The sequence below is a fragment of the uncultured Methanobrevibacter sp. genome (assembly GCF_947170395.1).
Lineage (GTDB): Archaea > Methanobacteriota > Methanobacteria > Methanobacteriales > Methanobacteriaceae > Methanocatella.
This window is the reverse complement of record NZ_CAMVTE010000046.1, coordinates 1-10,333: the sequence shown is the minus strand read 5'-3', so window position 1 is coordinate 10,333 and position 10,333 is coordinate 1. Positions and strand designations below refer to the sequence as shown.

At 33.6% G+C, this 10,333-nt stretch carries 12 protein-coding genes; 5 read left to right on the top strand and 7 right to left on the bottom strand.

The window, feature by feature from the left end:
* The first annotated feature begins 191 nt into the window (after positions 1 to 191).
* Positions 192 to 935, top strand: coding sequence for an archaeosine tRNA-ribosyltransferase (locus Q0W04_RS09825; RefSeq protein WP_298502736.1), 744 nt, complete (start codon positions 192 to 194; stop codon positions 933 to 935).
* Here Q0W04_RS09825 and Q0W04_RS09820 read toward each other — a convergent pair.
* The 6 genes from Q0W04_RS09820 to dph5 all read right to left on the bottom strand — a co-directional run bounded on the left by Q0W04_RS09820 (position 919) and on the right by dph5 (position 5,951).
* The gene (locus tag Q0W04_RS09820; RefSeq protein ID WP_298502734.1) at positions 919 to 1,341 is read right to left on the bottom strand and encodes a hypothetical protein; all 423 of its coding nucleotides are present in this window, start codon (positions 1,339 to 1,341) and stop codon (positions 919 to 921) included. The two genes, Q0W04_RS09825 and Q0W04_RS09820, sit on opposite strands and share 17 nt — an antisense overlap.
* A 3-nt stretch (positions 1,342 to 1,344) precedes the next feature.
* Entirely contained in the window at positions 1,345 to 2,259 is a 915-nt protein-coding gene (locus Q0W04_RS09815; RefSeq protein WP_298502731.1) for a hypothetical protein, read from the bottom strand.
* Positions 2,260 to 2,685: 426 nt separating this feature from the next.
* Complete coding sequence (locus Q0W04_RS09810) at positions 2,686 to 2,889, bottom strand: hypothetical protein (RefSeq protein ID WP_298502728.1); 204 nt, start codon at positions 2,887 to 2,889, stop codon at positions 2,686 to 2,688.
* Positions 2,861 to 3,127 carry a hypothetical protein gene (locus tag Q0W04_RS09805; protein ID WP_298502726.1) on the bottom strand — a complete coding sequence of 89 codons (267 nt, stop codon included), beginning with the start codon at positions 3,125 to 3,127 and terminating at the stop codon, positions 2,861 to 2,863. Before Q0W04_RS09805 ends, Q0W04_RS09810 begins: the two co-directional genes overlap by 29 nt.
* A 951-nt stretch (positions 3,128 to 4,078) precedes the next feature.
* On the bottom strand, positions 4,079 to 4,621 hold the full coding sequence (locus Q0W04_RS09800; RefSeq protein WP_298502724.1) for an Ig-like domain-containing protein: 543 nt from the start codon (positions 4,619 to 4,621) through the stop codon (positions 4,079 to 4,081).
* A gap of 538 nt (positions 4,622 to 5,159) precedes the next feature.
* The gene (gene dph5 / locus Q0W04_RS09795) at positions 5,160 to 5,951 is read right to left on the bottom strand and encodes a diphthine synthase (RefSeq protein WP_298502722.1); all 792 of its coding nucleotides are present in this window, start codon (positions 5,949 to 5,951) and stop codon (positions 5,160 to 5,162) included.
* 35 nt (positions 5,952 to 5,986) lie between these two features.
* On the opposite strand from dph5, the gene Q0W04_RS09790 reads away from it, so the two are divergent.
* From Q0W04_RS09790 to Q0W04_RS09775, 4 genes are all read left to right on the top strand, one after another.
* Positions 5,987 to 6,988, top strand: coding sequence for a class I SAM-dependent methyltransferase family protein (locus tag Q0W04_RS09790; protein WP_298502718.1), 1,002 nt, complete (start codon positions 5,987 to 5,989; stop codon positions 6,986 to 6,988).
* A 5-nt stretch (positions 6,989 to 6,993) separates the two neighbouring features.
* Positions 6,994 to 7,665, top strand: a complete 672-nt coding sequence (locus Q0W04_RS09785) for an isoprenylcysteine carboxylmethyltransferase family protein (RefSeq protein ID WP_298502716.1) — start codon at positions 6,994 to 6,996, stop codon at positions 7,663 to 7,665.
* A 5-nt stretch (positions 7,666 to 7,670) separates the two neighbouring features.
* Positions 7,671 to 8,843 (top strand): MFS transporter, encoded by a 1,173-nt coding sequence (locus Q0W04_RS09780; RefSeq protein WP_298502713.1) that lies wholly within the window; start codon positions 7,671 to 7,673, stop codon positions 8,841 to 8,843.
* Positions 8,844 to 8,913: 70 nt separating this feature from the next.
* Positions 8,914 to 9,339, top strand: coding sequence for a hypothetical protein (locus tag Q0W04_RS09775; protein WP_298502711.1), 426 nt, complete (start codon positions 8,914 to 8,916; stop codon positions 9,337 to 9,339).
* Positions 9,340 to 9,398: 59 nt separating this feature from the next.
* On the opposite strand, the gene mtnA is transcribed toward Q0W04_RS09775, so the two are convergent.
* Complete coding sequence (mtnA, locus tag Q0W04_RS09770) at positions 9,399 to 10,331, bottom strand: S-methyl-5-thioribose-1-phosphate isomerase (protein ID WP_298502708.1); 933 nt, start codon at positions 10,329 to 10,331, stop codon at positions 9,399 to 9,401.
* Positions 10,332 to 10,333 lie beyond the last annotated feature (2 nt).

Sequence of the window (10,333 nt, the reverse complement as noted above, 5' to 3'; positions counted from 1 at the left end):
ATAGACATTGAAAACACACCTCGGATAATCATCGGATTATTTCCTCAAATCCATAATAATATTCTTTAAAAGTTAATATATAAAGGTTACTAAAATTTTAGATGGTGTAACCTAAAAGATTACAGGAAATAAAAAATTTATATTAACCTAAACATATAAAATTAACATATCAATAGATAGGAAAGAAACAAATGATTAAAAAATTCGAAATCAAATCACATGACGGACCTGGAAGAGTGGGAAAAGTTGACGGAGAACTTACTCCAAAAATTTTCTATAAAAAAGACTTGAAAATAGCACCAAGCGAAGGATCTGCATATAACATTGACCGTGAAATTGCCGAATTTAATGTCAAAGAGACATTGAGGCTTGCTGAGGAAAACGTAGATACTTGCGATGTTGCAGTCATTCAGGGGTCCAAATATATTGATTTGAGGGTAGAATGTTTAAAACAATTGGAGAAAATCGGATACAATGGTTTTTTGATAGCCAATGGAGACTCACTGCTTACCAATTCAAGAGATTTGGTGGAACTGGTGATAACCCTTAAAAAAGAAGCTAAAAAAAGCAGCTATTTCATTTTTTCATTTACTGAACTTTCATTCATGCCAATATTAACATATATGGGCATTGACGGATTTTTGGCAGATTCTGCAAATTATTACAGTCATTTAAATGTATTGCAGACACCAACAAAAGCATATGATTTGAATACTTATCCTATTTATGAAAACATCACCCAAGAAGAGTTGGAAAAAAAGAATATTGAAAATATGGAGTTTGTAATCAAGGAGATTCATGCCCATATGAAAAACAGATCATTGAGAAATCTGGTAGAGGAACGCTCAGGAACAACTCCACAAAACATCTCAACATTAAAAATACTTGACAGGACATCAATGGATTACCTGCTTGAGTTTACTCAATTATTCTAAATGAATCAATCATATTTTTGAACTCACGCTCTGATTCGCCCGATACATCCAATGTTCTAAGTTCAAAAATGAATATTTCTCCTTTTTCAATGAAAACAAATGTGTGGATATCAAAATTAAGTTCTGGAGTGTCCATATTTGCATGAAGCTTAATCGCATCTTTTTCTGCAATCTGAACAAAATCGGAAGACAGTATGACCCCACCATCATCTGAAATCACATCTTCCATGAAAATTTTGTAATCGTCAAGAGTGGTTTGTGTTGGAAACATCACAGCATTAATCAGATTATCCTGTCCTTTGGACAGTGTTGCAATACAGTCAGGATTGGACAATATGTCCGCCTTTTCAACTTCCCAACTGTCAGGATATTCAAATGTGATTTTTCCACTGTTAAATGTTCTCATGAATTATTCCTCTTTTTTTGATGAAACATCAATTGTTTCAGGTGCTTCCTCGAGAGTGTCAATATATTTGGAAAATGGTTCCGGAAGCTTTGGCATCACTTCTTTTAAGATTTCAGATGCATCAAGCTCCAATGCCTGGCCTGAAAGCAACTGTTCAACATCAAAGTCAAATTCAAATGGCTTAAGCAAATCCTCTGTTGGCACTCTCAAATTGATTTTCTTTTTGTTGAGTATCATTTTAAGGGTACTTGTATTTCTAATCTGTTCGTTCATATCCTCAACAGTGGTTTTTATATCATATGCTATAGCCTTATTCTTTTCATTAACTTCATGTTTGGATTTTTCAATGGATTTCTCCAAACCTTCGGCAAGCACTGCATTTCTTTTGTTAATGTTGTCTCTGGCTTCATCGATTACAACATTGATTGCATTTAAAATAGATTTATTGAGCTCAACGTTGTATGCTAAAATCATCCTGTTTTTATAATCAAGCTCTTTAAAAATAGCAACCCTTTCATCATCAATTTTGGTAATCTTTTTGTTTAACTCATGGATTTCATCCTTGGCTTTCAGCAGTTCTTCCTTGTCTGATAACTGTTCTTTAAGTGAACCGACATCATCAAAAAATGAGCCTTTAAGGGTTTGAATCTGTTCCTGCAATATTGCAATTTCATTGTCCTTATCATGGATGATTTTGTCAAATTCATCGAGTTTTTCTTGTGAAAATTGATTGTTTAAGAGATTTTCATATTCCTCTTGCGCCAATACCTTTACTAACTCATTATCCACAAAAGGATCTTCTTTTTTAAGACTAACCTGTTTTTGTTGAGATTCCTTTTCAACAGTATTGCCGTCTTTGTCTTTACTGTTATACTTTTTGGTATAAACTCTAACAGTTCTAAATTCATCACTTTCCATTAATAACACCACTCTATAATAATAAATAGTTATGTTTTATATTAAATACTTAATGATGAAAAAAAGAAAAAAAGAGAAAAAAAATTTTACTTATTTTCCTTCTCAATCCATAACAACATTGCCTCTTCAATAGCTTTAGAATACCAGCCCGTTTTAAACAACATTTTATTTGAGGCTAATTTGCGAAAATCCAAGTCAATGTCATTATTGATACTAATTGTAACACGCTTGTTTTTAGACATACAATTAGATTGTTTATACTAGTTAATAAAGTTTTTAGTAGTTTTTGAGGTCATTTTAAGATGAAAAAATGAATATTAATCTGAATTGATAATTTTAAGATTTTCATATTTTAAAAAATTAAATTAAAAACAAGGAAATAAGAGTGCTGGCGAACCAGCACAGATAATATATGAGATTTAAAGATTATTTTTTTCTATTTATTATAGTTGCTCCACCCAGAATGGCGCCAACAGCAAGCAAACCTAAAATAGGATTACCAGTAGTCTGCATTGTAGGATATGTAGTTGCATTGCCAGTATCATTTCCAGTTCCATTGGCAGATGCATTTTGGGATACTGAATTACTGCCAATTGCACCTTCAACAGTCCCCGTTGGATGCAGATTCATTTTCCACCGGTTCTCCTGCCGCATGAGGTACGGGAGTAACATTATGATTAATTATAGAAGTGTCAGTACTTCTGTCATTTGATCCCATGTAATGACTTTCAGGCACACCACTTATGTTTTCATGGTTGATTCCAACCCAATTGCTATGATTTCCGGCATCTGCTGCACAAACCACGCCTGCAGATGCAATAACACAAAATATTGCAAGTAAAGTTAATAATTTTTTTGTAATGTCCATATAATCACCAGGATAAATTTGAATATATGTGCTTTTTCGAGATAAATAAGCTCCTTTGCACAATTAATTATATGAAAAAGAGCATATATAAAGTTTTTCGAATGCAAGTGCTTACTTACATCTTAAAATGGTAAAAAAATACCATATAAACAGTATAATAAAAATATAATGAATTTAGTTTAAAAACAGTTAAGGACAAATCCATCAAATTAAAATCAAAAAAATAGTAAATCATATGGCTGCCTGTCCAAACTTTTTTAAATGTCCAAACAGGCAGCATTTTCGAGTCAAGATCCATTCGCAGTTTTTCACCCCCTCAGGATATTGTTTTGCGAATATTCCAATGTTATTTTTAGTATATACATGTCATTGCTACAATATTTTCACATGCATCCCTGTAAGTCCAACCCATAATTTCACCTCCAACAAATTTAATACAAAATTTAAAGCTTAACAAATGTAAATTACTGAGCAAATATTACTACAAGCATCCCTGTAAGTCCAACCCATAATTTCACCTCCAACAAATTTAATACAAAATTTAAAGCTTAACAAATGTAAATTACTGAGCAAATATTACTACAAGCATCCCTGTAAGTCCAACCCATAATTTCACCTCCTTAAAGTTTAAGTTCAACAACCGAATTCCATAAGTTTTATTGTAAATTAAATTGCCATATCACTTTTCATTTCATTGCCTGAAAGATTTCTACTTTGAAGTCAGTAGTGCTCTTCAGACCTATTAATTACTTTAAACAAGGCCATATAAATAGTTTTTCGAGTGTAAGTACTCACTTGCATCTTAAAATGATAAAAAAATAAATTTAAAGAGTAATTTTAGAAAAATACAAAATTTAAAATCGATAAAATATACTCTTCGAATTTTAACAAACAAAAAAAGCATTAAATGTGGAGTCTTTTACTCCACAAAATTTTTAAAAAGGAAATTGGCTATTCAACCATTTCCCATTCATTATTTCCCAAATGTTTATATTTATGACCGTCCGGTGCATCATGAATTTCACCGGTGTAAATTATCCTTCCTTCCTGAGCACTATAGAACGCTCCAGGATCCACATCTTCAGAAGTTGAAACGTCTTCAGACACCTCTTCAACAATTTCTACAGTTTCAGAAATTGTTTCTTCTGTGAAATTGTCATTTCCTTCAAATGTACAATTAACAGTATAGTTTCCTGCATCTTCCTCTTCAATTTTTACTTCTGCAACACCCTTTTCATCAGTAACTGCAGATTTGTAATCAGTGGTTCCATTTTCATCAGTTATTGTAATGTTAACAGTCTCATTTTCAATAGGAGTTCCATTTACAGCAGTAAGCTCAACGTTTATTGATTCGCCCTGAGTAATTGTGTCATTGTTTTTAATTGTTAAATTTGATTTTTCCTTACCGTAATTCGGCATTACTGCAACCAAACCAATTATCAAAGCAACGATTATTACAATCAATGCAACTATAATAATTTTATTTTTTTCCATTGAATCACCCAATTATCTTTTGATTCTAGAGCTAAAGGCTCTTCAAATTTCAACAAGTAATATATTATCCTAACTTCTATTTAAAAATAATTTGAATCAAATGAAAACATTTATATAATATTAAAATATAACTAATAAACGATGTGAATTGAATTTCATATTTGTACATGACACAATTCAACCATTTTATAATCTCCAAAATGATTAGAATATGTTTCATTACGGAAGTAGCAAATCAAAATCTACTTCCAAACTCCCCCCTTTTTTAAAAAACAATTTAAATAAAACAACTATTTTTTTAATTTAATAATATAACATCTCTCTTTAAAAGAGGACAAATATTTCAGTTTAACCCAGTTGGCAAAATAAAATAATAAGATTTATATAATATTAAAATATAACTAATAAACGATGTGAAGTAAATTTCATATCTAAAAAGGAACATCAGTCAACAAGTTTATAATCTCCAAAATGATTAGAATATGTTCTTTATGGGAAGTAGCTAAAACTACTTCCGCACTCCCCCTTTTTTTAAAAACTAAACATCATCAAGAATGCTAGAGTCTGCTCCGGCAATTTCAACAAGATATTCTGCTTCGACAATATGCAATTTTGAAGGAATGACAATGCAGTGAAGCGGTCCACCAAAATCAAAGTCAATCAACTCGGAAATCTTTCCTGCCTTGATGCAAACATCTTTAGAGCCTACACGAGCAATACCCATAGCTAATGTATCCTCATTAATCAAACCTTCATGGTCCAGGTCATTTTTAATGTTCATGAGATATTCCAGACCCTGGTTGACGGTCATGTAACGGTCCTTGTGAGCCTGAATGTCAAGTAAAACCAAAGTGTGAAGATCCATTTTCAGGTTTTCTTCAATAGCCTCATAAGGAGATTTAGGATAGAAGTTATAATCCGGAAACGGAATTGTAGTTACCTTTCCAAATTTATACCCCTGAAGACCTGAAATGGCCGGTGCTGAAGAGAGAATTGATGATCCGTGGATAACCTCATAGTCAATTCCCCTTTTGGAGCATTGCACCAAAAAGTCACTGTGGGTTGTTGCAATCAGAGGATCGCCGCCAGTAATTAAAGCGACATTTGACGTTTTGGCCTCATCAATAAATTTGTGTTCCTCCTCCACTTCACCCCTGACCAGCACTTCAATTTTCTGGCCGACAAGTTCTTCAATAGCTTCAAAACTAGACCCGAATAATCTTGATGTAAAAAATTCCGCATAGATTTTATCAACATTTCTTAAACATTCCAATCCCTTAAGAGAAATATCCTTATGGTCAAATAACCCTAATCCCACTAAATAAAACATATACATTATATAATAATTTAAACATAATAAATCTTATGAAATGTGTTAAAGTTCCATTAAAACAATTGAATGATGTCCGTATAAAATTAATGGAAACCGGCCAAATGAATATGGAATATAAAATTAAAGCAGAAAATGAATTCGGATATATTCCAGTTAATGAAGATGTGGAAGGCTATGAAATAGTCTGCATGAAACTGGAAGCCATGAAAAAAGTTCCACATAGCTTTGCTGAGATTTTAAAAGATGAACTGACTCCAGATGAAATCGAAACATTAAGAACCTCATTCGATACAATAGGAGACATCATAATTTTAGAAATTCCAGATAATTTGGCGGATAAGAAATTCAAGATTGGAGATGCCGCACTCAAATTTACAAAAAGAAGATCAGTTTATATGAAAAAGAGTGCAATCAAAGGAACAATACGCATAAGGGATTTGGAGTTTTTGGCAGGAGTTGATGACTCCGTAACAATCCATAAGGAACATGGTGCACGACTGAAACTTGATGTGCGAAACATGTATTTCTCGCCAAGACTTGCAACCGAAAGAAAACGGGTGATGGAAAGCGTTAATGACGGTGAAAAAATCTTAGATATGTTCTGCGGAATCGGACCGTTTCCAATCGTGATTGCAAGAAACAGAAACGTGGATGTTACTGCAGTTGACATTAACGGGGATGCAATCAAATATTTAAATGAAAACATCACCCTAAACAAACTCAAAGGACATATTGAAACATACACCGGAGATATTGCTGAAGTCAGCCAAAAGTTTAACTCCAAGTTTGATAGAATTATCATGAACTTGCCCGGCCTTGCCTATACTTTCCTTGACCTTGCAGTTGATTTGATTGAAGATGGTGGAATAATAAATTATTATGAGTTTTCTGATTCATATGAACAGGGAATTAAACGTCTGGAAACTGCATGTTTGAAGAAAAACAAGAAAGTGGAAATTGTCAATACCCGCAAAGTCAAGTCAACAAGCCCAGGAGAATGGCACGTGGCTATTGACGGGAAAGTAACCGAGTAGATACTATGGATTCAAATCTATTTTTACAGGCAATTAAAAAATTCATAATTGGCCTGATTCTTATTGCAGCATTGCTGTTTATTCCGGCAGGAACATTAAATTACCCGAACGGATGGTTATTTATTTGTCTTTTGTTCATTCCGATGATTATCGTTGGAATAATATTGATTATTAAAGATCAGAATCTGTTAAAAAAGAGATTGAATGCCAAAGAAAACGAATCTACACAAAAGGCAGTTCTTTTGGTTAGTGGTGTGATGTTCATATCATCTTTTGCAATAGCCGGATTGAATTTCAGATTTAATTGGAGCACATTACCGGACATTATTGTAATTGCAGCATCAATAGTCTTTTTGGTAGGATACGTCATGTATATGGAAGTTCTACGTGAAAATAAGTATCTGGCCAGAACTGTTGAAGTTGAAAAAAACCAGCAGGTGATAGACAGCGGATTATATGGAATGGTAAGACATCCCATGTATACATCAACAGTTCTACTGTTTTTGACAATGCCGCTGATTTTAAACTCCATCTATTCATTCATTATCTGTCTGATTTATCCCATTATTATCTTAGTTCGGATAAAAAATGAAGAACAAGTTCTGGAAAAAGAACTGAAAGGATATTCAGCATATAAAGAAAAAGTGAAATACAAGTTAATTCCATTTATATTGTGATATCCATGAAATCAAATCCCAAAATACTTCTTTACATATTGATGCTGTCAACCCTTGCAATCAACACTCCATTGAGCATAGTCGGAATCATATCACAGATATCCAAATATTTCAATACATCAATTGCTATTTCAGGACTTTACGTTAGTTCATTTACTTTTACAATAGCAATATGCGGTTTATTCATCCCGATATTCTTTTCAAAATTCAACAGGAAGAAAACATTCACTTTCATTCTGTCAGTCTTTGCAGTTTCAAATTTTGCAATCATATTTACAAAGACATTCCATGTTGCATTTTTCTTTAGAATCATCTCAGCAATTGTTTATCCTGCATTTATTTCAATTGCCCTGACCGTTTGTGAGGATATAGCTCCCGAAGGCGAAAAGCAGGACTACATTACAAAAATCCTACTTGGAATTTCAGTGGGAAGCATTGTAGGTCTTCCAATCACAACATGGCTTGGAACAACCTGGGGATATCAGATGGCAATGAGCTGGATTTTTCTAATAACTGTAATTTCACTAATTTTGATTGTCATGTTCATGCCACAACTGGAAGGCAAATCCAAAAGTTATGAAATGCCCTTAAATGAAATAATTACAAAAGAATTTGTTTTAGCTTCAACAGCAATAATAATGATGCCAATTGGAGCCAGCATTGTCTATAACTATATGCCTTACTTCCTGCAAACTGTAACAAATATCCACACATACAAACTAAGCATTTTGCTGTTTATTTATGGTTTGATTTCAATTAGCGGAACATGGATTGGTGGAAAACTGCTAACCAAAAACGACAAAATGACATTGCTCATATTCCAGTTGGTCTGCATGGCAGTTTTTGCAGGATTATACCTTTCAGCAGATTACCTGATTCCAACCATAATTTTCTTTTTAATATTCGGAGTGCTGGACGGCATGGGATATAATCTGATTCAATATATTGAATCATCGGCACTACCAAATAGTCCAGAACTTGCCAACGGAGTATTTTTAAGTATTTTAAATGGAGGAATAGCCATTGGAATAGCAATTGGAGGATTTATCGTTGACGGATTGGGAGTAATGACAATATTTACAAGCGGAATTGCTTTTCTGATTATGGCATTCATCCTTCTCTATTATGTGATTTATATTTTAAAGATTAACCTGAAATATTCCCGAATAATATTTTAAATAACATGTCAAATATACTAAGAATATTGATTAAAACGGATGTTCATTAAAAATCAAAAGAGGAAAAACCATGAACAAAAAAATAATTTTAAGCTTGCTTGCAATATTCATCATTCTGACAAGTGTAAGTATTGTAAGTGCTGGAGCTGAAACTGTAGATTTTGGTAAATTTACTTTAGCTATTGATGGAGAACAAATAAGCAACACCACAATGGGAAGCGGTGGCGAACAGGTATCCATGTACGATTATGACCTAAATGGAAACAACTTAACAGTTTTAGTCATGCCTGGCCAAGAGGATAACGATGCCATCATTGACTCATTCATTAACGATGACGGATACAAAAAAACAAACCCAATCGGCGAATTCATAGTTCTTGAAACACCAGAAGGCAATTACGAAGGAATCTATTTCGGGGATGATTACTGGGTTGCCATTATATTCAAAGATATGGATTCCGGAAAACAAATTTTAGAATCATTCAAAACAAAATAAAAACTTAAAACATCCGTTTTAATCTTATATTTTAAATAACTTAAATAAGAATTATTGATTTAAATTGGATCAATAATTCCTTTTTCAGTGATAATGCCTGTTATCAATTCTTTTGGAGTTATATCAAAAGCAGGATTAATTACTTCAGTACCTTCAGGACAAATCCGAGCCCCACCATAATACCTTACTTCATCACCGTCTCTTTCTTCAATAACAGTATCATAGATATTTATTTCATTATCAAAAGTGGAATACGGAGCAGCCACATAAAATGGAATATCGTGATGTTTTGCAGCAAGTGCCACCATAAATGAACCTACCTTATTTACAACACCGCCTTTTGCAATCCTGTCTGCACCGATTACAACCTTATCGATTTTGCCCTGAGACATCAAAAATCCTGAAGCCACATCAGGAATTAACTTTACCGGAATGTTTTCCTGCTGCATTTCCCACACGCTTAAACTTGCACCCTGACCTCTTGGACGGGTTTCATCACATATTACATTAATGCTTTTACCGGCATCTCTTGCAGCTCTAAAAACACCCAATGCAGTTCCATAATCAACACATGCAAGTGCTCCCGCATTACAATGAGTTAAAACTGTATCCCCATCATCAATAATCTCAGCACCGAATTTACCGATGGCCCTGTTTGTTGCCATGTCCTCTTCATACATTTTCAGCGCTTCAGTCAATGCATCATCTTTGCTGTTCAATACCCTATCAACTGCCCAGAACAAATTTACTGCAGTTGGTCTTGCGGCTTTAATTTCCTCTGCTGCCTTTTGTAAATCAACATCCTGAAGTTCTGCAAGAGCCATTGCAAAACCTGCTGATACACCAATGGCCGGAGCTCCACGAACAGTCATATTCTTGATTGCAACAATAGCATCCTGATAGTTGTCACAGTAGACGTAGGTTAACTCATCAGGAAGCTTTCTTTGATCAATAAGCTTTAATTTATTATCTTCCCATTCAAGTGTTTTCATTT

Coding starts and splice junctions, on each gene's coding strand:
- Q0W04_RS09825 (WP_298502736.1), top strand. CDS start 192: ATGATTAAAAAATTCGAAATCAAATCACATGACGGACCTGGAAGAGTG.
- Q0W04_RS09820 (WP_298502734.1), bottom strand. CDS start 1,341: ATGAGAACATTTAACAGTGGAAAAATCACATTTGAATATCCTGACAGT.
- Q0W04_RS09815 (WP_298502731.1), bottom strand. CDS start 2,259: ATGGAAAGTGATGAATTTAGAACTGTTAGAGTTTATACCAAAAAGTAT.
- Q0W04_RS09810 (WP_298502728.1), bottom strand. CDS start 2,889: ATGAATCTGCATCCAACGGGGACTGTTGAAGGTGCAATTGGCAGTAAT.
- Q0W04_RS09805 (WP_298502726.1), bottom strand. CDS start 3,127: ATGGACATTACAAAAAAATTATTAACTTTACTTGCAATATTTTGTGTT.
- Q0W04_RS09800 (WP_298502724.1), bottom strand. CDS start 4,621: ATGGAAAAAAATAAAATTATTATAGTTGCATTGATTGTAATAATCGTT.
- dph5 (WP_298502722.1), bottom strand. CDS start 5,951: ATGTTTTATTTAGTGGGATTAGGGTTATTTGACCATAAGGATATTTCT.
- Q0W04_RS09790 (WP_298502718.1), top strand. CDS start 5,987: ATGAAATGTGTTAAAGTTCCATTAAAACAATTGAATGATGTCCGTATA.
- Q0W04_RS09785 (WP_298502716.1), top strand. CDS start 6,994: ATGGATTCAAATCTATTTTTACAGGCAATTAAAAAATTCATAATTGGC.
- Q0W04_RS09780 (WP_298502713.1), top strand. CDS start 7,671: ATGAAATCAAATCCCAAAATACTTCTTTACATATTGATGCTGTCAACC.
- Q0W04_RS09775 (WP_298502711.1), top strand. CDS start 8,914: ATGAACAAAAAAATAATTTTAAGCTTGCTTGCAATATTCATCATTCTG.
- mtnA (WP_298502708.1), bottom strand. CDS start 10,331: ATGAAAACACTTGAATGGGAAGATAATAAATTAAAGCTTATTGATCAA.